This is a genomic window from Pedobacter africanus (assembly GCF_040548825.1).
In the GTDB taxonomy this organism is placed as follows: Bacteria; Bacteroidota; Bacteroidia; order Sphingobacteriales; family Sphingobacteriaceae; genus Pedobacter; species Pedobacter africanus_A.
In genome coordinates, this window is sequence record NZ_JBEPSL010000003.1 from 779,670 (window position 1) to 800,738 (window position 21,069).

The 21,069-nt window shown below is 40.5% G+C and carries 22 protein-coding genes; 11 read left to right on the forward strand and 11 right to left on the reverse strand.

From position 1 onward, the window contains the following. Window positions 1-9 precede the first annotated feature (9 nt). Window positions 10-810 carry a hypothetical protein gene (locus tag ABIE26_RS19095; protein WP_310144919.1) on the reverse strand — a complete coding sequence of 267 codons (801 nt, stop codon included), beginning with the start codon at window positions 808-810 and terminating at the stop codon, window positions 10-12. Window positions 811-966: 156 nt separating this feature from the next. Between ABIE26_RS19095 and ABIE26_RS19100 the strand changes: the two genes are divergently transcribed. The 4 genes from ABIE26_RS19100 to ABIE26_RS19115 all read left to right on the forward strand — a co-directional run bounded on the left by ABIE26_RS19100 (window position 967) and on the right by ABIE26_RS19115 (window position 4,334). Continuing rightward, window positions 967-1,545 (forward strand): hypothetical protein, encoded by a 579-nt coding sequence (locus ABIE26_RS19100; RefSeq protein WP_310144920.1) that lies wholly within the window; start codon window positions 967-969, stop codon window positions 1,543-1,545. A 2-nt stretch (window positions 1,546-1,547) separates the two neighbouring features. Further along, window positions 1,548-2,633 (forward strand): hypothetical protein, encoded by a 1,086-nt coding sequence (locus tag ABIE26_RS19105; RefSeq protein WP_310144921.1) that lies wholly within the window; start codon window positions 1,548-1,550, stop codon window positions 2,631-2,633. 23 nt (window positions 2,634-2,656) lie between these two features. Beyond that, complete coding sequence (locus ABIE26_RS19110; RefSeq protein WP_310144922.1) at window positions 2,657-3,643, forward strand: hypothetical protein; 987 nt, start codon at window positions 2,657-2,659, stop codon at window positions 3,641-3,643. Window positions 3,644-3,710: 67 nt separating this feature from the next. Beyond that, window positions 3,711-4,334 (forward strand): response regulator transcription factor, encoded by a 624-nt coding sequence (locus ABIE26_RS19115; protein ID WP_310144923.1) that lies wholly within the window; start codon window positions 3,711-3,713, stop codon window positions 4,332-4,334. Between the two features lie 6 nt (window positions 4,335-4,340). Here the strand turns inward: ABIE26_RS19115 and ABIE26_RS19120 are convergent, their stop codons facing one another. Further along, entirely contained in the window at window positions 4,341-5,897 is a 1,557-nt protein-coding gene (locus ABIE26_RS19120; RefSeq protein WP_310144924.1) for a tetratricopeptide repeat-containing sensor histidine kinase, read from the reverse strand. A gap of 697 nt (window positions 5,898-6,594) precedes the next feature. Here ABIE26_RS19120 and ABIE26_RS19125 point away from each other — a divergent pair. Together ABIE26_RS19125 and ABIE26_RS19130 are read left to right on the forward strand one after the other, a co-directional pair. Beyond that, window positions 6,595-7,188, forward strand: coding sequence for a hypothetical protein (locus tag ABIE26_RS19125; protein WP_310144925.1), 594 nt, complete (start codon window positions 6,595-6,597; stop codon window positions 7,186-7,188). Window positions 7,189-7,200: 12 nt separating this feature from the next. Next, a complete protein-coding gene (locus ABIE26_RS19130; RefSeq protein WP_310144926.1) occupies window positions 7,201-7,962 on the forward strand; it encodes a leucine-rich repeat domain-containing protein in 762 nt (253 codons plus the stop codon). A 56-nt stretch (window positions 7,963-8,018) separates the two neighbouring features. Here the strand turns inward: ABIE26_RS19130 and ABIE26_RS19135 are convergent, their stop codons facing one another. Together ABIE26_RS19135 and ABIE26_RS19140 are read right to left on the reverse strand one after the other, a co-directional pair. Beyond that, a complete protein-coding gene (locus tag ABIE26_RS19135) occupies window positions 8,019-8,285 on the reverse strand; it encodes a hypothetical protein (protein ID WP_310144927.1) in 267 nt (88 codons plus the stop codon). Window positions 8,286-8,335: 50 nt separating this feature from the next. Beyond that, entirely contained in the window at window positions 8,336-8,578 is a 243-nt protein-coding gene (locus ABIE26_RS19140; protein WP_354376240.1) for a hypothetical protein, read from the reverse strand. A gap of 298 nt (window positions 8,579-8,876) precedes the next feature. Between ABIE26_RS19140 and ABIE26_RS19145 the strand changes: the two genes are divergently transcribed. Beyond that, window positions 8,877-9,629 (forward strand): hypothetical protein, encoded by a 753-nt coding sequence (locus tag ABIE26_RS19145; protein ID WP_310144928.1) that lies wholly within the window; start codon window positions 8,877-8,879, stop codon window positions 9,627-9,629. Between the two features lie 241 nt (window positions 9,630-9,870). Here ABIE26_RS19145 and ABIE26_RS19150 read toward each other — a convergent pair whose 3' ends face one another. From ABIE26_RS19150 to ABIE26_RS19165, 4 genes are all read right to left on the reverse strand, one after another. Next, window positions 9,871-10,317, reverse strand: coding sequence for a carboxymuconolactone decarboxylase family protein (locus tag ABIE26_RS19150; RefSeq protein ID WP_310144929.1), 447 nt, complete (start codon window positions 10,315-10,317; stop codon window positions 9,871-9,873). 141 nt (window positions 10,318-10,458) lie between these two features. Continuing rightward, the gene (locus ABIE26_RS19155) at window positions 10,459-10,692 is read right to left on the reverse strand and encodes a hypothetical protein (protein ID WP_310144930.1); all 234 of its coding nucleotides are present in this window, start codon (window positions 10,690-10,692) and stop codon (window positions 10,459-10,461) included. Between the two features lie 64 nt (window positions 10,693-10,756). Next, window positions 10,757-11,332: a Crp/Fnr family transcriptional regulator gene (locus ABIE26_RS19160; RefSeq protein ID WP_310144931.1), complete on the reverse strand. Its 576-nt coding sequence runs from the start codon at window positions 11,330-11,332 to the stop codon at window positions 10,757-10,759. A 21-nt stretch (window positions 11,333-11,353) separates the two neighbouring features. Beyond that, window positions 11,354-11,938, reverse strand: a complete 585-nt coding sequence (locus ABIE26_RS19165; protein WP_310144932.1) for a YdeI/OmpD-associated family protein — start codon at window positions 11,936-11,938, stop codon at window positions 11,354-11,356. A gap of 136 nt (window positions 11,939-12,074) precedes the next feature. On the opposite strand from ABIE26_RS19165, the gene ABIE26_RS19170 reads away from it, so the two are divergent. From ABIE26_RS19170 to ABIE26_RS19185, 4 genes are all read left to right on the forward strand, one after another. Then, window positions 12,075-12,641 (forward strand): RNA polymerase sigma factor, encoded by a 567-nt coding sequence (locus tag ABIE26_RS19170; protein ID WP_310144933.1) that lies wholly within the window; start codon window positions 12,075-12,077, stop codon window positions 12,639-12,641. A 6-nt stretch (window positions 12,642-12,647) separates the two neighbouring features. Next, window positions 12,648-13,742 carry a S1C family serine protease gene (locus ABIE26_RS19175; protein ID WP_310144934.1) on the forward strand — a complete coding sequence of 365 codons (1,095 nt, stop codon included), beginning with the start codon at window positions 12,648-12,650 and terminating at the stop codon, window positions 13,740-13,742. A 74-nt stretch (window positions 13,743-13,816) separates the two neighbouring features. Continuing rightward, the gene (locus ABIE26_RS19180) at window positions 13,817-14,761 is read left to right on the forward strand and encodes a DUF72 domain-containing protein (RefSeq protein WP_310144935.1); all 945 of its coding nucleotides are present in this window, start codon (window positions 13,817-13,819) and stop codon (window positions 14,759-14,761) included. Between the two features lie 73 nt (window positions 14,762-14,834). Next, on the forward strand, window positions 14,835-15,470 hold the full coding sequence (locus ABIE26_RS19185) for a peroxiredoxin (RefSeq protein ID WP_084236652.1): 636 nt from the start codon (window positions 14,835-14,837) through the stop codon (window positions 15,468-15,470). Window positions 15,471-15,513: 43 nt separating this feature from the next. Here the strand turns inward: ABIE26_RS19185 and ABIE26_RS19190 are convergent, their stop codons facing one another. From ABIE26_RS19190 to ABIE26_RS19200, 3 genes are all read right to left on the reverse strand, one after another. Continuing rightward, the gene (locus ABIE26_RS19190) at window positions 15,514-18,516 is read right to left on the reverse strand and encodes a glycosyltransferase family 117 protein (protein ID WP_310144937.1); all 3,003 of its coding nucleotides are present in this window, start codon (window positions 18,514-18,516) and stop codon (window positions 15,514-15,516) included. Window positions 18,517-18,609: 93 nt separating this feature from the next. Then, entirely contained in the window at window positions 18,610-19,794 is a 1,185-nt protein-coding gene (locus tag ABIE26_RS19195) for a hypothetical protein (RefSeq protein WP_310144938.1), read from the reverse strand. A 9-nt stretch (window positions 19,795-19,803) separates the two neighbouring features. Next, window positions 19,804-21,066 carry an aspartate kinase gene (locus ABIE26_RS19200; protein ID WP_310144939.1) on the reverse strand — a complete coding sequence of 421 codons (1,263 nt, stop codon included), beginning with the start codon at window positions 21,064-21,066 and terminating at the stop codon, window positions 19,804-19,806. Between the last annotated feature and the right edge of the window lie 3 nt (window positions 21,067-21,069).

Consider the following 21,069-nt stretch of genomic DNA (forward strand, 5'->3'; position numbering starts at 1 on the left):
TGATTTCTTTTAAGGTTTATACACCCTAATGGTTGTAGTTTTTTTACGTTTGCCTTTGCTTTGTTTTTTTACGGGTGCTTCTTCAATTATAGAACAGGCGATGGGTTGCCTGTAGGGTACCTCCTCAGTCATCGTATGTTGTTGGTTCTGGTGGGTAACAAGCAGTTTATTCGCTTCAAAATCAACTATTGGGTATTCGGCACAATCGGGTATAAGAATGTGCTTGCCATAACCCATCCACTTGTACTTTTTTTGGGGTTGGGTTCCGTCGTATGCCAGTAATTTACCGTTTGGGTCTATGTTTTTCCAATACTCCAGCCACACACTATCCTTATCAAAGGTAAGGGCAAGGTACTTGTTATCGCCAATTTTACAGGCGTAGCTTTTGCCTGTTACGCCATTTGCGGGCCAGGGCTGTTTTTGTTTCACAAATTTTCCATTCCTGTTTTTAACAGCGATTAAAGTATCGGCCTTTACTTGCAGTACAGCCAATTGCTTATAAAGAGCCGGAAGTCCGTTTATCGTTAGCCTATCATTGTGTTTTTGCCATTTAAAATACTGCCAGTTGGTATACTCCTTTATGGATCTATAAAATTGTCCTTTCTTGCTGCCGGTTTCAATGGTATAATTACAAAAACCCACATTTTCTGCCATAAAACGAAGAAGATAAATTGTTAACTGGCTATAGCCACCATCAATGGTTTTGGCAGATAAGCCTTCAACTTCCATTTGGTAGGTATTGCTAGTTTGGGCCTGCAAAATGTTGGGTAGCATAATTAGTAAGGCGATGTAAAAAATAAAATGTTTCATATTATCTGTTTAGCGTATCGCAGAATTCGCTTTATCATCATTAAACAAAGATAAATCCTATACGTAGCGCAAAAAATGGCGGTAATCGGGGATATTTTTGGAATGCCATAGATTCTATTTTTGGGATGTGATTTATTATAAACCAGACCAATTCAAATGATAGATTTAATTAAACAAAACAGATTTCGGGAACTAAAAGAATATGTAAATATTTTGGTTCAACTGGCTTTTAAAATGGGCGGATATATAAGATTGATGGCAAAAAATGCTATGGATAAAGGCATCTATCTGTCAGATATGCAATGCCATCAAGTAAACCCTGAAATAAGAGATGGCTTGCAGCATTTTATAAACATGCTTAAAAACAAAGGCGATGAAAACAAGTCAATTGCCAATTTGGCGGTTGCCAAAGTCCAGATTAGCCACGCGGTACCCAATTTATTACAGAAATACCAAATAGGCGAAGATATGTTGCAATTTGCCGAAAGCTATGAAAATATCGGGCAGGCCGAAATGTCCATCAAAATTTATCAGGGCATCATGAACGACTTTGAGTGCGAGTCGGTTAAATCAAGTAGCGGAGTATTTACTGAAATTTCTTATATAGACGACAGACCGGAAAGTGAAATCGAAATTTTTGAAAAAGCCAAACACAGTTATGAAAGGTTGACGGGGCAAAAAGTACAGGAGCCTAAAAGAGTACGCATGGGTGATAACACTCATAACTTTTCATAAAAATGAAAAACATTAGATTTTTGATTGCCCTTTTATGGTTAATGCTTACGGCACCGCATATTTATGGCCAGGCATACAAAGGTGTTGTAGAAAATTTTTACAGCGCATTGGGCAAACGTGATTTTTCCAGCGCCTATGCCCTTTGTACAGGCCCTAAATGGGGTACCTTGCAACAGTTTTCAGCTGCTGATAAATATGGCGCTATTAATGGCGTTACCCTGATAGCTGTTACCTATAAAAAGCAAAGCGATGCCAAAAAAACAGAGGCAAGGGTAGAGGTATTGGTTAGAGACTCTATAAACGGCGATGGCAGGTATATCCAGAACTTTACCTTGGTACAGAAAGAAAACAAATGGCTTATTAAACAAATTAGCCTCCTGCAAACCGATAGGGCAACAAACGGCTGGAATTTTAAGCCCATAGTTGAGCCTGGATTAGACAAAATAACCATCAAAAAATTTCTAAAGCCCATATACGACACCATAAAAACGAATCCCAATAAGCTTCAAATTACAGTTAATGATCCCCGTTTTTTTCAAACACCCAGTGGTGTATACGCAGTAATTATTATAGAGAATGCAAGCCCGGAGGAAGGCGCAGCCAGCGTAGGCTGGTGCGATGCCTTTGTTTTTGAGCAAAAAGATAAACGCTGGCTGATGACAGATTTTAAACTGCAGGCAGGTGGAGGTGGCATGTATGGCAACGCTGGCGGATTTAAAAAACTGCTCCAGGCTGGCAAAAATGTAGTGGCGCTGGCAATTGCAGGCGGACAAATGCACATGGGCGATTTCGTAGAGCAAGATGATCTTATTGCCATAGAAGCCGGAAAACTCTACAACCTTACCTCAATTGTTACCCTACGTAGATATGGCGAATTTGGCTCTGATTATGAAAAAAATGCAAAAATATGCAACTTAAGAGACTATAGTTTTATCAAATCAGCGAAAAAGAATTACGATTTGCAAATTATACTGAGCAGCTGCCTTATTCCTGATCAAATCAAAGAGATCCGCAGAGCTGTTATTCCTTGGTTTAATCAAAAATATAACTTGCCTAAAGCCCTGGTATACGAACCGGAAAGGAACTAAAAATCAAAGGCAAATTCAGCTTAATGAAAACCCAAACACCCATTATAGATTTTAATCACTTGGCACAAAATGTTCCGCTTAGCCTGGCAGATGAGCAACTGGTAAAATGGTGGCGGAAAACGTATGGCAAATCTATGTGGCTATGGAGCGGTTTTTTTCTGTTCCTTTTTCCATTTATGGTATTTATGTTCATTGCTTTCCTGCAAGGCGAAATGGATTTGGAAGGCGTACTGCTTTTTATACCTTTTGAACTATTTTTTGCCTGGAAACTAATTGGCGCATTGCGAAAAAGAGCAAAAGTAAATTTGGCCCTGCACAAAGGCTTAAAGCAAATTCATACAGGTATTTTAAAAGAACTGAAAACCAGTTATGGCAACTATTTAAAATACAATATAGCTAACAACATTATTAAAGTGAATGCTCCAGGCCCTTATACCGGGCTTATGAGCAGTAGGTATTTAAAAGATGTAAGCATACGACTGGAGACAGTTGCACTTACCGCGGAAGAAAACCTGTTGCTTGCCGTGCAATATCCTGATATACCACCAACAGAAAGTAGGATTGTCGTGTTTAATGACAGCGAAGAGCGCAACCAAAACGAGAAAGAAAATAACCGCTACACGCTAAAGGTAATGAGCTTTATATTGCCCGCTATGTTCGTAGCGCTCTTATGGGCAAGCGGAGCTAATCACATCCTGCTGATTTTTTGCATTTGCGTGGTTATTGGGCTCGTTGTTTTGTGGGCAACGAGGTATATTAACCGGCGCATACAAAGCTTTAAAGATAAGCTGATGATAACAGGTGTTGTGACAGAAGTAATAGAGATAAGATATCATATTGGCGATGTAGGCATGGATACCATGCGCTGGTACCGATTGGGTACAGAAATGGTTGCCGGCCATTTGAACAAAAGTGAGCATTTAGCGCCGGGCGACAGGGCCTGTTTTGAGTATTATGTAAATGAAAAAGGAGAACGGAAAGATGTGATCAGAATAACCCACCTAACTTAAAAAAATGGTGAAAACAAGCTTACAAACTGCAATCGGAATAAATTGAAAATTAAAGTGATATTTGAAAATGATTAAAGTAATTATTATAGATGATCATCCCATTGTATCAGACGGGTTAAAAAATCTGCTGACTAACCGCGACGATATGGAAGTGATGGCCTGTTATGATACCGGACAGGCCGGCTTAGAAGGCATCAGCAGTTTAAGGCCCAGTGTGGTACTGCTTGATATTAACCTGCCTGATATAAGTGGCGTAGAAATATGCAAACAGATAAGAAAAACCGATACGCAAGTAGGTATTATTGCGCTGAGTATGCATAATGAGCGGGCTGTAATTAAAAGTATTTTGCAAAGCGGAGCCAATGGCTATGTGCTTAAAAATTCTGTAGGACAAGAGATCATATCGGCCATTCAGGCCATTTTAAGTGGCCAAAAATATTTGTGTGCTAAGTCTAAAGATATTATGTACAGCCACCAGAAAGGCGATTTGGTAGAAATACCTCATATCACCCGCCGGGAAAAAGAAATATTGGAGTTGGTAGGCAAAGGTTTAACCACCGGGCAAATAGCCACACAGTTGTTCATTAGCCCGCATACGGTAGAGAGCCACCGCAAAAACCTGATCGAAAAATTTGAAGTAACAGGTATGTCAGCAGTGGTAAACCTGGCTACAAAGTATGGGCTGATCTGATCAAGTTTAGCTTTTTACTTCTAACTCTATATTAATAGAAGTACCAATATTGTTTTTGGCTGAAAGGATTTCTATTACGCCGTTTAAATAGGCTACCCTGTTTTTCATATTTCGAATGCCCATGCCTTCAGCCAAACAGGCAGGATCAAAACCTTTGCCGTCATCTTCTACGGTGATGTAAAATATATGACCGGTTTGCGAGCATTGCAATAAAATATTTTTTGCTGCTGCGTGCTTAACTGCATTGTACATTGCCTCTTGTACAATACGATATATACTAATTTGCTGTTGTGGCAACAAAGCATGCTTAGTGCCCAGGTATTTAAAATCAATATTCAGCTTTTCAGAAGCCAGGGATTCGCACAGGTCGCTTAATGATTCCTCCAGTCCAAAATTAAGCAGCATTTCCGGCATCATATTATGCGCAATCCGTCGCAGTTCATTTATTGAACCGTCCATTTGATCGATTATCTGGTGCAGTTCAGGACTATCATTGTTTTTATTTTTTGTAGCATAATGCGAAAGATTGATCTTTATTCCGGCAAGCGTTCCGCCCAATCCGTCATGCAGATCGCGGGCAACCCGGTTCTGTTCCTCTTCTTTGGCATCTAACATGGCCTGCACAATTTTTATTTGTTGTTTGCGGTCCATATCTTCAATTTGCTGGCGGTGGTTTAAATCCTTTTGTACAGTTAATTTTTTGCTGCTGCTATAAAAAAGCCAACCCAAAGCGGCAACAACCAGTAAAAACAAACAGGCTATACCGAATAACCAGCTTACCAGCCTGCTGTTTTTTGCCGACAGGTTCGCCTTTTCTTTTTCAGCATTGAGGGCTATTATTTTCTTCTCCTTTTCGGTAGTTTTAAATTTTACTTCAAGTGCACTTATTTTGTGTTCGATCTCCTGTGCATTTATGCTATCTTTTAATTTAGTATATTTTTTGAGCCAGGCATAGGCCATTTTGTTGTTGCCTATTCGGTTATATGTCTCTGAAAGGCCCCGGTAATAAGTCAAGTAATCTTTTGAAAATTTATAGGTAGGCTTATTTTTTACAAGACCTTGCATAACTGTTAAAGCTTTTTCATACGCTTTCTTAGCCATAAATACCTCGTATATCCGCAAAGAAAAATTCCGCTCCGGGTAATTTTCTTTTTCTTTTGAAGCAAGCGATTTACCTTTTGTGAGTGATTGTAATGCTTTTGTATATTCTTTGGTTATGGTATAGTACATTCCCTCTACTTCGTAATAATCCATATAATTTCTAGGGTTTCGCGTTTTAGGTAATAGCATTGTAGCTTTGTTTAATACCTTCTTTGCGAGTGCTGTTTTATTTTGATACAAACAATTTTTAGCGTAACTTATATATTCCTGATATTGATCTTCGATGTTTAAAAGGGGGTGTTTCTCTAGCAGTGAAATTGCCAGTTGATGATATTTTTCTGCCTTTTCATACTGCTCCCATTCCATAAATATCATAGCTATATTGTGATAATTTACAGCCAGATATCTGGTATTGTCTACTCTTTTTAACAAAGGAATAATTTCATTTATAAGAATATTCATAGCAGATATCGAATTGTCTTTTATGTCTATTTCTAAAATGGAACGACGTGTCCAGCATCGGCTTCTGAACAGAAATGCATCTTGAATATCGAATTTAGATAATTGTTTCTCAGCCTTAACATAGTATGGTTCACTTTTTTGCATATCAATAGCAAAATAATATCCGGCTAAATAATAATGGTAAAGCGCTTTTAGGTATGGGTACCTTGATCCATATTTTAGGCCATCGTCAAGAAACTTTTTAGATTTTAAGGTGTCATCATAACACCAATATTCGGACAATTGATACAATGAGCGAGCTTTTAGACTATCCGATCTGGTGCTCTTCAACACCTGTACCAGGCTATCTGGGTAGCGTTTATCGGTTATGGGCAATTGCGCCACTGCTGATAAGCAGCTGCAAATCATAAATAGGCAAAATAGAGTAAGCCTTTTCATTAAAAATATAGGTTATATATACCAAACATAGCTAAAACCAGACACTTCAGCTATTAAGGGGCTGCAAAATTTTCTACTATACGGCTCAAAATAGGCGGCAACGGAGCCAAATATCCCCGAATACAGGGATAAGCTCTTTTACATATTGTTTTATATTTGAGTTATGAATTTGAGGAAGGGGAGGTGCCACTCATCTCCTTCATCCAATTGTATAAATTAGACCCTATCAATCCTGAGCACAAAAATGATAAAGAAAACAATGCTAAAAATACTATTAATTAATTTGCTGCTTTTTTTAGGCAGTAATATTGCCAATGCACAAAGAACGCCTGAATGGGTTCTTCCCAACACGCCTTTTAATGAAGTGGAAACCTCCAGATTGATGGAAAAAGGAACCGCTACCATACAAGGTACTGCCACACTTAAAAAAAAGGGGAAAGACAATTTTGGTGTTAAAGGAAGCCAAATATTGTTGTTCCCGGTAACGCCATATTTTACCGAATTTCTGGAGTTGAAGAAAAAATTCAACAGCCGTAAAAAGCAGGCCAGCATGGGGCCTGTTGCATTTACATACCGGCTAGAAGGCAGGTTTATTGATGATAAGGGAACTTTTCAGTTTACCAACCTGAAACCTGGTAAATACTACATCATTAGCTGGATTGCATTTGCCAGGCAAAAAACCGTTGCCGTGCAAACCGGAACTAGTACCTCTTACAATGTTTACGGATATGCTTTGGGCTCGTCCCCGATTTATGAGGACCAGCATTATGATGTTTTTATTGAAAATGAAGTAAGCGGATTTGTAGATGTGAAACAAGCCGGGGAGGTAATGAATATAGTAATCAGCAACTAAAATCAGGAAAAAATGAAAAAGAAATATTTCTCGTTCTATATCATCATTATCCAGATGATAGTTTCGTTCGGTGCAATTGCCCAAACTGTAAAAATAACAGATCCCAATTTTAAGAAACAACTTGTTAACCTCGGGGTAGACCTTAATGGTGATGGAGAAATCCAGCTATCTGAAGCGCAAAAAGTGACCAGGCTCAATGTTGATCAGGCAGGTATAGCCTCGTTGGCTGGCATTAAAAGTTTTACCAACCTAAAAGAGTTGAGCTTTTGGAACAACCAGGTAAAAACGTTGGACCTTGAAGGAATGAAAAACCTGGAAGAGATTTTTGGGTATAACAACCAGATCCAGAACATTAACCTGAAGGGATTAGTAAGCCTTAGGACTTTGCACATTCACCAGAATAAAATCAGCACCCTGGATTTAACAGGGCTGCAAAAGCTCGAAGAGATAAAAATGCTGCAGAATGCCGTTAATAAAGTAAGCATTTCTAACCTCCCAAAGCTTGTACACATTGAGTTTCAGAAAAACATGCTCACCGAATTTAATGTAACCGGATGCCCTGCAGTAAAGCTGATCAGGTTAGACGACAATCAACTATCGAAATTAGACTTTCGTAAATTCACTGATCTTGAAGAACTATCTCTGAGGGATAACCCCCTGGTAGGCCTTGATGTGTATGGATTAAGAAAGCTAAAATCCTTAGATTGCTCTTACACCCGTTTGTCGAACGTTAACATGAGCGGAACGGTGAGTTTAGGCAAAATGGAGTGGTAATTTTGAAGGGAAAAATCCTCCGTGATGGTATGCTGTTGTGCTGTTCAAATAAGATTTTATTTAGAGCTAAAATACATGATGAGAAATGCAATAACAATCAGTGAAATTTCTACAATCCAGATTGTTTTGAGGTTTTTGATGATAAACCTCAAAATCAGATCGGCTACAAATGTAACCGCAAATACTATGCTAAGGCCATATACCCAGTATCCGTCATAATGTGGGCCGGGTGATGTACTCATCTTAATTTTAAACCAATAATAGCCGGGAATTGCCAAGGCTACAACGTAAATGATGAAAAGGGGTGTGATTTTAAATTTCATAGCTATATTTTTTTGAGATCGATCCAATTTTTGAAACTTGGAAATAAAGATCAAACAAAAAAGAATACCAACCCAATTAATGCCAATACTGTTTCTACAATCCAGATTGTTTGGAGGCTTTTGATGGAAAACCTAAAAATTACATCCAGTACCAATGTAATTACAAACACCACGCCCACGATTAAGATGAGATAGCCGCCGTACTTTCCCTTGGGTATATTGTATAGGAAGTAAATTGCAGTTATCAGCGCTATCGGGCTAATAATTGTAAAAGGTGTGATGTTAAATTTCATATTTTTCTAATTATAACTATAATTTGCCAAATCATTTCGGTATTATATTTTTTATCTGCCCAATATACCTCTAACCCAGCTTGTTTTAATGTTGTTACGTATTGGTCTTGTACCCACACGATAGCTGGCACTACAAAGATACCCGGTAGCATAACGAATAAAATAGCTGTATTCGGGGATATTATGCATGTTCCGTAACAGCTATTTTTGGCGGTATAAAATAACTCAAAACAATAAACATGGGCGAAGCCATAGTGCTGGATATTGACCCTTTGCAATTGCAATAGACTGAAAAATTATGGATTTTAACTTGAGCCCTTGGGGCAGGTATTTATTTTATACGCTTTACTTTTGGTACATTACCATTCCGATAGCTGTTTTACTGCTTTGGGCCTGCCTCCATAAAAATAATAGCCCTGGCCTAAGGTCGATTTCGGGCATTGGCACTATGGTGCTGTTATTCCCGATTGCGGTGATGCTATGGGTGCTGGTGAGCGGATTAATTGAAGATGGTATCAATAGGCGGGAGTTTAAGCAAAGGAAAAAGCTACATACTTTTATCTTAAAACAGGCTGAAACTGTAGCTGGTATCTCCCTTTCGGCAGGGGATACGGTTTACTATGCTCTGGACTTTCCTAAAGATTTTGATATGAACAACAGAGAACAGGCGCAATTGAATGATATTGACTCGATCCATTTATCAAAACCTACGCATTTTTTCAATTTAGAGGTAAAGGGATTAATTGGAGTAGACCAATATGGTAATTGGAAAGTTACGCTTACTCATAAACAACCCGTATTTGGCTGGCCCTGTGCCGGTGACGTGGTAATTGGTGCCGATAGCACATTTGTTAGGGGAACGCTGGCCGACGATTATGTTGCACTGGGCTACCGCCTGCCCAAAGGTTCAGAAGTGAAATACAACGATTATGATTCAATAAACATCATTTTGCCGGATTCGAAATGGCTGGCCATTGATGCGAAAACAAAACAACCACTTTCGGCAGAAGACAAAAAGCTGGCTGATTCGTTGAAACATATTATGCCATAAATCAAATCAGCATCCATTTCCTTTTTATCCGCTTAGCTCCTCTAATTCCCTCTCCGGTATATTAGACCTGTATGCTATATTAATTTCCGTTTTTAAAGCGATACTTTTTTTTAGTGATCTTCGCCTTCAAACTGTTTGGGTAAGTTTTTTGGCACAGCACAGCCTGTTCAATAAACATGTTGATTCTGAGTAATGGAAGAGCCAATGGTAATTTTACCATTGGCCCTGTTGGCAGGCAAATTTAACCTTCGATCTCCTTATGTGTACTGATTGCAATCCGGTTCCAGGCATTGATGGTAACAACCGCCATAATAATTTCTGCAATCTGGTTTTCATCAAAAAACTGAAGGGCGTTTTCATAGGTTTCCTCACTCAATCCCTGTTGATGGATCAGGGTGATTTCTTCGGTCATTGTTAACACGGCCTGCTCTTCTGCTGTAAAAAATTTACTCGCTTCTCTCCAGGCGCTTGTTAAAAACAGACGTTGAACACTTTCTCCTTCTTTTATGGCGTCTTTGGTATGCATATCTATACAAAAGGCACAGCCATTGATTTGTGAAGCCCTGATCTTTATCAGTTCTTTTAAAGTTTTGGAAAGGGTGATTTGAGCAAGGTAAGCTTCCAGTGCCATCATGGCTTTGTAGGCTTTTGGCTGTTCTTCAGGGGTGATGTTAATGCGTTTTTTCATTTGTATATCAGTTAGTAATAAAATATTTTCAATTGGTTTTAATTTGATCGGTTTCTACAGGGAAAGCTGCTAATAAAAATGCCGCTGCACTGCCCACCCATACCGAATAATCAAGTGGAGCTTTTATTCCTAAGGAAATGCTCATAGATATGGCAAAACAATTTCGAAAAAGGTGGCTGCATAGGCAGATAATTTGCTCAAAATTGCGGGCAGAAAAAAGGTGAGCTCCCTGGTATATTTTTCAAAGTTTTCCCAGTTGCCCCAGGCTGAGTTTGATCCCCAGAAACCAAAGCGGTCTGCCACTGCCGAAAGCATGGTTACAGCTAAGGCAAATCTTAAAAATAATTGCGGAAATGATACTGCTCTTTTATTCATAGCCGGGTTTTATGTTTAACAACACAAAGTTGGATACTAAAAAGCACAAAAAACTTAAACTGGCTTAAGAAATGCGTTTCTTCTTTATTTCGCTTAAATATTCGGGCGTAATGCCTAAAAAAGAAGCCAGGAGGTATTGCGGCACGCGTTGGATAAAGGCCGGGAATTTTTGATTAAAATGATGATATAGTTCTTCTTTAGAATGCCCGTAAAGCAATTTGAACCTGATTTGAGCAGCGGCATACGCCCGTTGAAATACACCATGGAAATATTCACTTAGTTCAGGCATCTGCCGAAGCAGATCTTGTTGCCGCTCTGAAGTAATGGCCAGTACTTCTGTGGTTTCTACAGCCCGGATAGAAAACTGTGAAACCACATTTTGCTGAAAAGCCATAAAGTCTGATGTCCACCAATTTTCTATCGCAAAGTCGATGGTCTGTTCTGTCCCGTTTTGTTTTAAATAAAACAGGTTTGTGCAGCCTTTAATGATAAAAAACTTTTCATGACAGCGTTGTCCTTCGCTTAACAGCAATTCATTCTTTTTGTAAATCCTGTGTTCAAAAAAAGAATCCAGCAAAGCCAATTGATCTGGCTTAACAGCGCAATGATTTATGACATGCGTTAGAAGAGCATTGTTCATAGCAGAAGTTTGTTTTTTGGTCTATTTATCGTCAATGCCTTTGCCGTCTAAAATCTGCTGATAGTATTTTTCAATTCTTGCTTCTTTGGTTTTTGATTGTTTGGGCTGGTTGAAATAAAACAGGTATCCTTTTTGCCGCCCTGGAGTTAAAGCATAAAATGCGTTGTTTAAAGCCTCGTCTTCTGTCAAAACACGCTGAAATTCATCAGGGACAGGGTAGTCTGCAACTTTTTTCATTTCTACTTTTTTTCCCGATTTTTCGATTTTCAAAGCTTCTTCGATGTATTCCGCAATTACAGGCCTTAGTTTTATGATTTGGCCTATATCCGTAAACCTGAGCTGTCTTGCGGCCTGTACATTTTTGGTTTGCTGGATTAAGATTCCTTCGGCGTTTTGCATCAAAGCACCTTTATAAAACAATAAGGCACAGTAATTCTTAAATCCATGAATAAGCACAATGTTTTTTCCCTGAAAAGTGTAGCAGGGGTGCATCCATTTATAATCCTCTTCGAGTAACTGGTTCTCGATAACGATTTCCCTCAATAAATTAAACTCTTCCTGCCATTTACCGGCTTTCTCAAAAAAGTGTTCTACTTGTAGGTTCATGAGATAAAATGTAGGTTTGAAATAGGCCTGAAGTGGCTTACCCGGGCCATATTAAAGTATTAAACGAAATTAGAGAAAAAAAAATATTTTTTTTAGCTAACATTGGGTTACCATTCACCTATAAAGGTATTAATTAGTGAGTAATAAGTTAAGCAGTTCAGTTCCAACAGATAGAGAGGTTGTTTTAGGCATCTTAAATAACTCAGAAGAAGCGCTGAATAAGCTGTACACCGGGTATTTTCCGATGATTTTACAGTTTATTTTAAATAATAACGGTAATGAAGATGATGCAAAAGATGTGTATCAGGAGGGCATAATCGTTTTATATAATAAGATAAAAGGCGGTAATTTTGAATTAAGCAGTAAACTTAAAACGTATATATACTCTGTTTGCAGAAGAATTTGGTTAAAGAAGCTTTCGCAGCAAAGCAAGAAATCAAATGACATTGCAGATTTTGAAGATGTGATAGCGGTGGAGTCGGATGTAGAACAGCACGAAGAAAAAGACAAGCAATTTGAAAAAATGCAGTCGGCCCTTCTTCACCTGGGTGAACCCTGTAAAACGATTATTCAGGATTTTTACATAAACAACCTTTCCATGCAGGAAATCTGTGAAAAGTTTGGCTATACCAATACAGATAATGCCAAAACACAGAAATACAAATGTTTGCAGAGGTTAAAGAAATTATTTTTTCAATCTTAATTTGATATGAGAAACGAGATAGAGTTAGAAGGTATAATTGAAGATTACTTAAACGGTAAGCTGAATGAGGCAGAAGCCAAAGCTTTTGAGCAATTGCGGTTAAACGATCCTGCAGTTGACCATAAGGTGGTTGCACATAAGGTTTTTCTGGAGTCTATGAATAACTATGCCGCCATATCTGATTTAAAACACAGAATGAACCAGGTGCATGCCGGTATAGATGTGGATGGATTGAGCAAACAGCTTGGCCCGCACCCATCTTTCATTGTGAACTTGTGGCGTAAAAATAAAGCTGCAATTGCAGTAGCTGCTGCCTTCATTTTATTAACCGTAGTTACCATTTACTCTATACAGCAGAATACACAACAATACGGCTCTTATGAAAAACTGAACAAAGAGATGAACAACCTCAGAAGTTCAACCAATAGTTTAATCAGAAATGTGAAATCGAATCAGAATGCCAGTAAGCCTAACGTAAATCCTGGTAAATTTGGTGGTACAGGTTTTGCACTTTCATCCAATGGTTACATTTTAACCAGCCATCATGTTATTGAGAAGTCTGATTCTGTTTATGTGCAGAATTATAAGGGCGATTCCTATAAAGTTAAAATGGTATACAGCGATCCTGTAAATGACATTGCCATTTTAAAAATTACCGACAAAGAATTTTCTCCGCTGGCGGCTTTGCCTTATTCATTAAAGAAAAGCAGCGCAGGTATGGGCGAACAGGTTTTTACTTTAGGCTATCCTAAAGACGATGTGGTATTTGGAAAAGGTTACCTGAGCTCCAAAACAGGCTTTAATGGTGATACACTGGCTTACCAGGTGGCCATTAACGTTAACCCGGGTAACAGCGGAGGGCCGTTGTTGGATAATTATGGCAACGTGATCGGTATTATCAACGCCAAAGAAAGCAATTCAGATGGAGCAGCATTTGCCGTAAAATCTAAATACATAGCAGAAGCCCTGAATGCCATTCCTCAGGATTCTTTGGTAAGAAGAATAGCCACCTCTAAAAAGAACCAGTTACAGGGACTGAAGGTGACCAAACAGATTGAGAAGATGCAGGACTTTGTGTTCATGATAAAAGTTTATAATTAATAATTGACACATAAATTTGAAGACCCCGAAACTTTAACTAAGTTTCGGGGTTTTATTTTATATATACTTTCAATATGGATTTCGGAAAGGTAGCAGACAGCCACATCAAAGATGTAGATTTTACTTTACCCCAGGACGGTAAACAAACTTTAAAAACCCTGGCGGGACTTAAACCTGTTAAAGAGCCTGCCTTTTACATAGGCTGTGCAAAATGGGGACGCAAAGAGTGGGTTAACATGATCTATCCCCCGAAAACAAAAGAAGCCGATTTTTTAGATGAATATGTTAAACACTTCAATTCCATAGAATTGAATGCCGTTTTTTATAGCATCCCTAATGCGGAGCTGATCCGTAAATGGAAGGTTAAGGCCGAAAAAAACTCGGACAACGGCTTTGTGTTCTGTCCCAAATTTTCCAGGACCATCAGTCACATTAAAAGGTTAAAAGATGCGGAGGTGCCTACTGATCTCTATCTGTCCAGCATCTCAGAATTCGGAAAATTTCTGGGGCCCTGCTTTTTGCAGCTTGGCGATAACTTCGGGCCAAAGAATTTTGATGTGCTTGAAAATTACCTGAAACATTTGCCGGTTGATCTGGAAGTGTTTGTAGAGGTAAGGCACGAGGACTGGTTTGCTGATGATGCTGCACGCCAGCAGTTTTTTGAAATGCTGGCCCGGTTAAAAAAAGGTGCTGTAATTACCGACGCCAGCGGCAGGCGGGATTGTGTGCATATGGAACTGACCATACCCGAAATATTTATACGATTTGTAGGGAACGGACAAGCACATCAGGCGTCTGACTTTAGCCGGATAGATGAATGGGTTGGCAGGATTAAAACATGGCTGGACAAAGGACTGCATAAAGTATACTTTTTTCTGCACCAGCATGATGAAAAAGATACGCCAATTCTGGCCAATTACACCATTCAGCAGTTCAACAAACATTTGGGGGCTAAGGTGCCTGAAATTGATTTTATAAATAATCCTGAAGAAATTACAAAACAGGGAGAATTATTTTAAATACTATACTTAATTTGTAGACATTATTATTTATCTTGTTAATGCATTTGTTTACACCTAAAAATATAAAATTATGAGTTTAAGAATAGGGGACACAGCGCCCAATTTTAAAGCAGAAACTTCTATTGGTGAAATTGATTTCTATGAATTCCTGGGAGACAGCTGGGGCGTTTTGTTTTCTCACCCGGCAGATTATACCCCGGTGTGTACCACAGAGCTTGGCCGTACATCGGCACTGAAATCGGAATTCGAAAAAAGGAATGTAAAGGTGCTGGCCTTAAGTGTAGATTCTGCTGAGTCTCATAAAGGCTGGATCAAGGACATCAACGAGACCCAGAATACGGAAGTGGACTTTCCGATTATTGCCGACGAGGATAAAAAGGTGGCCGATCTGTACGACATGATACACCCGAATGCTTCTGAGACTTTAACGGTACGCTCATTGTTCATTATATCGCCAGATAAAAAGGTTAAATTGATGCTGACTTATCCTGCTTCTACCGGACGTAACTTTAACGAGGTGCTCAGGGTAATAGATTCCCTGCAGCTTACCGCCAACTACAGCGTAGCCACCCCGGCCGATTGGGAAGATGGGCAGGATGTAGTGGTCATGAACAGTATCAAGACTGAAGATATCCCAGCCAGGTTCCCGAAAGGACATAAGGTGATCAAGCCTTACCTGAGGACAACACCTCAACCTAATAAATAATAAAAAAGGGGCTGTAAAGCCCCTTTCTGTTTGCCGGGGTGTGTTAGCCCAGCGACCTTGTAAAAGTGTCTTCCAGCTCCTTAAATCGTTTTTTGATTTGCCTGTTTAAGTCTGGCGTACCGCCTTTTGACGTGAGTTCGTCCAAATTGCCCAATACATACATGCCCAGTTGTATATCGTTTAGTGAAGCCCTTTGCAAACGGGGCTCCAGCGAGGCAATATAGGTGAGTTCCTGATCTAAAAATGAAAAGGTTTGTTTGCTTAGCTGACCAGCTTTTGTTTTGTCATTCAAACCGTAAAGGATATTAATGGTTTCAAGCCTGTTTAAAGTATCCTGTATGGAATAGAGTTTTAAAGGCAATTCGTTTAAGCTCTTTGTTAGGATTTGTCTGGCCTTATCATGCTTGCCTTCCCGCATCAGGTTTGTAGCCAGTGTATTTTGAAAAGCCCAGCTATCATGGGCAACCCTTCTGCTTTCAGGGTCAAGGTAACCCGCTTTCCGGAAAGCAGAGAAATCGAGCTTATGCATGGTATTGCTGTACATCACATCGGTATTGGCCAGTTCTGTTTTATCCCGGTTGTCACCCGCTTCCCTTTTAAGAGGTAATAAACGGTAGGCATAGCCTTCCAGGTACAGGTATTTATCGAGGCCAACATAGGTGTCTGCAGAAAGCGATGACCCGAAGTAAACAGGTCTTTCCCAATTGTTGTGCGCCAGAATGTCAAAAATAGCCAGGTCGGCCTTACCGGCAAAATCCTTATTAAAGTTCCATTCCATGTGGGTGGTTATTCTACCTTTATCTTTTGCTGTAATGGTATTGGTCCTGATCAGCTGATCGGGGTCAATGCTTAATTTTAATTTTTGAGTGGGCAGGAAATTTTCAAATGAACCGCCCTGCATCTCTACTTTGTCTTCCTTATTATCTGAAGTAAGTACTGCCAGCAGGTCTTTCAGTTCTACACTGTCTTTAAAGCCGTAATCTATATAAGGAAGGTAATCGCGTACCCCTTTTTTATATTTATCAGCCTCCATTGCAATAGGGAGCGGTGCTGAACGGTAGGCTTGTTTTTTCATCTGGTTGATGTAATCGGCATCTGCCAGAAACTGCAGGTTAACTACCCTCACATCTGTCCGGATCCCTTCTACTTCCTGGGCATACCACAAAGGATAGGTATCGTTATCTGCATTGGTAAACAAAATGGCATTGGGGGCGCAGGAGTTAAGGTAATTTTTGGCAAACTGTAGTGCGGTTTCCTTATCCGAACGGTCGTGATCGTCCCAACCCTGAATGCCCATGATTGCAGGTGCCATCAGCACACTGGCTACGCCAGCTATAGCCAGGCTTAATTTGGGGCTTGCAATTCGTTTTAATGCCTCTTTAATGGCCAATACCCCAAAACCTATAAAAATGGCGAAAGCATAAAATGAGCTTACATAGGCATAATCCCTTTCCCTGACCTGTAAGGGGTCCTGGTTCAGGTAAAGTATAATGGCTAGTCCGGTGCAAAAGAAAAGTGCGCTCAGCACCACAGTAATCTGCTTATTTTTCCTGTACAGGTAAATGAGACCGGCGATACCCAGCAGCAGGGGCATGCCGTAAAACGCATTATTGCCTTCGTTGGCAGTGATGGAAGGAGGGAGTACAGACTGCTTACCCAAACGCAGGGCGTCCAGTGGCTTTATCCCTGTAATCCAGTTCCCTTCGGTAAGGCTTCCCTGTCCTTGTATATCGTTTTGCCTTCCGGCAAAGTTCCATAAGAAATAGCGCATGTACATAAAGCCAACCTGGTAGGTGCTAAAAAAGTTCAGGTTTTGCGCAAAGCCTGGTGTTTCTCCTTCCTTTAAGCCGGTCCATTGCCGGTATAATGCAGGATGCCTGCCTTTATTGCTGTGCATACGGGGCAGCAACATGTTCTTATCGTATGTTGCTTTATAAGTTTTGCCAGATTCTTCGTATTGTTTTGCCCCTTTTCGGTATTCAGTGCCCGTTTCTGTGATGTCTGTTTGCCGGGCATCAAAAGTACGTCCGTATAAAAGCGGTGTGTCACCGTAATTGATGCGGCCAAGATAGCTGTACAAGGAAAAGGGGTTATCGGGATTAGACAGGTTGATATTGGGTTTGGCATTGGCCCGGATGATGATCATAAAATACGAACTAAAGCCAAAAAGTATTGCTGTTAAACATACCAACGCAAGGTTAAGCTGGTATTTCTGATGCCTGACCGAATGGTAAACGCCATAAGCTATAACTGCAGCGAGCAACAGGATAAAGGCAGATGCTCCGGCCCCAAATCCGTACCCGAGCGTGTTTACAAAGAAAAGATCGGATTTTGCGGCCGCCAGTACGAGGTATTGGACAATACCAAACTGCACGATGCCGAGCAGCAGGCAGCCGAAAAGAAATGCCTTGAGTGTGCCTGTGAAACCAGGATTTGGGGATGTTTTAAAATAGTAAACCAGCGCTATTGTTGGAATGGCAAGTAAGCTGAGCAGGTGTACACCAATAGAAAGGCCAATCATAAAGGCAATAAATACCAGCCAGCGGTTGTCGCGTTCATTTTCCCATTTCAGGATGGCCCAGAATACAATGGCTGTAAATAGCGCAGAAAGCGCATAAACTTCGGCTTCTACCGCCGAGAACCAGAAGGTATCTGAAAAGGTGTAGGCCAGGGCACCAACAACTCCTGCTGTTATTACAGCGAGTGTTTGGGTACTGCTTTTTTCTTTGGGGTAGAGTTTAACGGCCAGGGCGGTGATGGTCCAGAATAAAAACATGATGGTAGCGGCGCTAAAAATAACAGAGCTGAAGTTGATCCAGTAGGCTACTTTGCTGGTGTCGCCCATGGCAAGCAAGGAAAACATCCTGCCAATCATCAAATAGAGTGGTGCCCCGGGCTGGTGTCCTACTTCAAGTTTATTGGAGGCAGCAAGAAATTCCCCGGCATCCCAAAAACTGAGGGTGGGCTCCATTGTAAGCCAGTAGACAAGAGTGGCCAAACCAAAGAGTGTAAATCCGGTTAGGTTGTTAAGGCGTTGGTAAGTCATGGTGTTCAGGTTTGATTGAGGGTTTAATCAAAAGTACTGAAACCATCAGTATACCAGTGGTTTGTAAGTGTTAAAGAATGTTAAAATATCTGGTCAGTAGTGCTGCTCAATAGCGGCATCAATTACGATATAACCATCTGTTTTGCTCTGTGTAAAAATCAGAAATTGCTTGTTGTCGGCTTTGATCTTGTATTTTTTAACCAGGTTTTCTGCTTTATCGCGGTAATTTCTAACGATGACATTACCGGTTAGTGTTTTCTCTTTTTTCAGTTCAGCAGATGTAAGGATGCGGTTGATTTTAAATATTCTGCCAGGGAAGCGTTCGTTGAGCACTTCAGCCGTGTAGAGCTGGGTCTGCTTGTCCAGCTTTTTCAGCCCGTAAACCTGTGCAATCAGGTTAAAGGCCCCGCTTTTCAATAGTGCGGCATCTGGTTCATAAAGGAAGCCAGAGGGTGTTTCATTCAGCAATTGTGCGTGACTGATTTCTTCATCACCTTTATAAAAACTCAAGCTTTTAAAGGCCTCATTTATGGTGCGGCATACAATTTTAACAAGTCCTGAGGCAGCGCCATCTATCACCCAAAGCAATTCCTTTACTTCGTTTCTTACACTTACGATATGGATTTCTGAGACATTTTTCAGTTCCTTTAAACCTGCAGTGAGGTCCAGCAAAGGCGCTGTCTTTATGATAACGCGCTGGGATCGCGACAGCAGCAAATCCAGGTGTTCTACCACATTGGGGCTGCAGTCTTTTAGCATAAAAACTTTGCCTGCGTTACTCCTTCTTGCAGGGTCCAGGTAAATGGTATCAAATGTTTGCTTACTGTTTTTAAGGAAGGCAAGCCCGTCAGTAGCCAGGAACTGAATGTTCCTTGCCCCCAATAGCGAGGCGTTGTGTGCCGCAATTTCAGAAAGCCCGGTACTGAGCTCACAATGGGTTACGGTTTTAAACCTTTGGGCAAAGTAAAGGCTGTCTACCCCGAATCCCCCGGTCAGGTCAATCAGGCTTTCTCCTTCCGCAAGTGTGGCTTTGTAGGCCGCGGTGCGTTCCGATGAACATTGTTCTACAGAAAGGAGCGGGGGGTAATAAATGCCTTCTGTTGCGTACCAAAGCGGCAATTTTTTTGCAGCTTTATTTTTTGCAGCGATCTGACCTGCCAGCTCTCTGGCGTCAATGCCCTCAAACGGACTTTTGGCCATGACAATTTTATGTACATCATCATTTAAATGACTGCTGATGTATTCCTGAACGGCTTTATCTAAAATGAGTTTGTTCAATAGCTTGTTTTACTTGTCGCGCATTACAATCTGGCAGGTATTCCTGCTTTTTACTTCCAGCAGTATGTTTTTATTTACAGTTACCCTGTCTATCGTTTCCTGGTTGTAATACCTGATGGTTACCAATTCTACTCCGGTATTGTATTTTACCTTATAGTCCTTAGAAAGATCGGCCATTAACTTATCCAGCTTCCGGGCATCGTAATCAAAACTGATAGAAAAACTGATGGCCGAGTTGAGCATGGTATTGATCTTGACCCTGTGTTTATGGAACAGGCTGAAAATTTCGCTCAGGTTTTCTTCAATGATGAAGGAAAAATCTTTAGGGAAAATAGACAGTAAAGCCTGGTTTACCTTAAAAATAAAAGAGGGCACCGGTAGGTGGTTCTTAAGATCTGTGATGTCAGTACCCTCAGCATCAGGTTGAAGGAATGAACGCACATACAGAGGGATGCTCTTGTTCTGGATCGGTTTTATGGTTTTAGGGTGAATGATAGTAGCCCCATAATAGGCCAGCTCTATGGCATCATGATAAGAGAGCTGCGGAATGCGCTCCGTTTCGTCGAACCATTTCGGATCGGCATTTAAAACCCCCGGCACATCCTTCCATATGGTAAGGGATTCGGCATTTAGGCAGGCTGAAAATATGGCAGCCGAGTAATCAGAGCCATCGCGCCCCAATGTGGTGGTAAAGTTTTCACTGGTGCTGCCAATAAAACCTTGCGTAACCGCTATGTTTTGCTGCAGCACAGGTACCAGTTTTTTTTGTATCTCTACTTCTGTTTTCTCCCAGTTTACCAGCCCTTCGCGGTAGGTATTGTCTGTATGTACAAAGCTGCGTGCATCCAGCCATTTTACACCACTGCGTAAGGTTCCCAGCCAGGCAGCCAGTATTTTAGAAGAAACCAGTTCCCCGATAGAAACAATCTGGTCGTATATGTAATCAGGGGCATCATCAGGCTCTTCTTCTATGAGCCAGTCAATCTCCACAAAGGTGTTCATGACATCGTCAAACACCGGGTGATTATGATCTGCAAAAAGCTCGTGCAGTACATTAAAATGGTACAGTTTGATGGCTTCAAATATATGTTGAATATCGTCCTGTCCATTCAGATAAGCCCTGGTAAGCTCTTCCAGCTGATTGGTTATTTTTCCCATGGCTGAAACAACAACCAGTAATTCATTGCCTTTATGATTATTGATGATGGATGAAACGTTTTTTACACCTTCGGCATCTTTAACAGATGCGCCTCCAAATTTAAATACTTTCATCTG

Excerpts from the sequence above, each read along its gene's own strand:
- ABIE26_RS19095 (WP_310144919.1), bottom strand. The coding sequence starts at position 810 with ATGAAACATTTTATTTTTTACATCGCCTTACTAATTATGCTACCCAAC.
- ABIE26_RS19100 (WP_310144920.1), top strand. The coding sequence starts at position 967 with ATGATAGATTTAATTAAACAAAACAGATTTCGGGAACTAAAAGAATAT.
- ABIE26_RS19105 (WP_310144921.1), top strand. The coding sequence starts at position 1,548 with ATGAAAAACATTAGATTTTTGATTGCCCTTTTATGGTTAATGCTTACG.
- ABIE26_RS19110 (WP_310144922.1), top strand. The coding sequence starts at position 2,657 with ATGAAAACCCAAACACCCATTATAGATTTTAATCACTTGGCACAAAAT.
- ABIE26_RS19115 (WP_310144923.1), top strand. The coding sequence starts at position 3,711 with ATGATTAAAGTAATTATTATAGATGATCATCCCATTGTATCAGACGGG.
- ABIE26_RS19120 (WP_310144924.1), bottom strand. The coding sequence starts at position 5,897 with ATGAATATTCTTATAAATGAAATTATTCCTTTGTTAAAAAGAGTAGAC.
- ABIE26_RS19125 (WP_310144925.1), top strand. The coding sequence starts at position 6,595 with ATGCTAAAAATACTATTAATTAATTTGCTGCTTTTTTTAGGCAGTAAT.
- ABIE26_RS19130 (WP_310144926.1), top strand. The coding sequence starts at position 7,201 with ATGAAAAAGAAATATTTCTCGTTCTATATCATCATTATCCAGATGATA.
- ABIE26_RS19135 (WP_310144927.1), bottom strand. The coding sequence starts at position 8,285 with ATGAAATTTAAAATCACACCCCTTTTCATCATTTACGTTGTAGCCTTG.
- ABIE26_RS19140 (WP_354376240.1), bottom strand. The coding sequence starts at position 8,578 with ATGAAATTTAACATCACACCTTTTACAATTATTAGCCCGATAGCGCTG.
- ABIE26_RS19145 (WP_310144928.1), top strand. The coding sequence starts at position 8,877 with ATGGATTTTAACTTGAGCCCTTGGGGCAGGTATTTATTTTATACGCTT.
- ABIE26_RS19150 (WP_310144929.1), bottom strand. The coding sequence starts at position 10,317 with ATGAAAAAACGCATTAACATCACCCCTGAAGAACAGCCAAAAGCCTAC.
- ABIE26_RS19155 (WP_310144930.1), bottom strand. The coding sequence starts at position 10,692 with ATGAATAAAAGAGCAGTATCATTTCCGCAATTATTTTTAAGATTTGCC.
- ABIE26_RS19160 (WP_310144931.1), bottom strand. The coding sequence starts at position 11,332 with ATGAACAATGCTCTTCTAACGCATGTCATAAATCATTGCGCTGTTAAG.
- ABIE26_RS19165 (WP_310144932.1), bottom strand. The coding sequence starts at position 11,938 with ATGAACCTACAAGTAGAACACTTTTTTGAGAAAGCCGGTAAATGGCAG.
- ABIE26_RS19175 (WP_310144934.1), top strand. The coding sequence starts at position 12,648 with ATGAGAAACGAGATAGAGTTAGAAGGTATAATTGAAGATTACTTAAAC.
- ABIE26_RS19180 (WP_310144935.1), top strand. The coding sequence starts at position 13,817 with ATGGATTTCGGAAAGGTAGCAGACAGCCACATCAAAGATGTAGATTTT.
- ABIE26_RS19185 (WP_084236652.1), top strand. The coding sequence starts at position 14,835 with ATGAGTTTAAGAATAGGGGACACAGCGCCCAATTTTAAAGCAGAAACT.
- ABIE26_RS19190 (WP_310144937.1), bottom strand. The coding sequence starts at position 18,516 with ATGACTTACCAACGCCTTAACAACCTAACCGGATTTACACTCTTTGGT.
- ABIE26_RS19200 (WP_310144939.1), bottom strand. The coding sequence starts at position 21,066 with ATGAAAGTATTTAAATTTGGAGGCGCATCTGTTAAAGATGCCGAAGGT.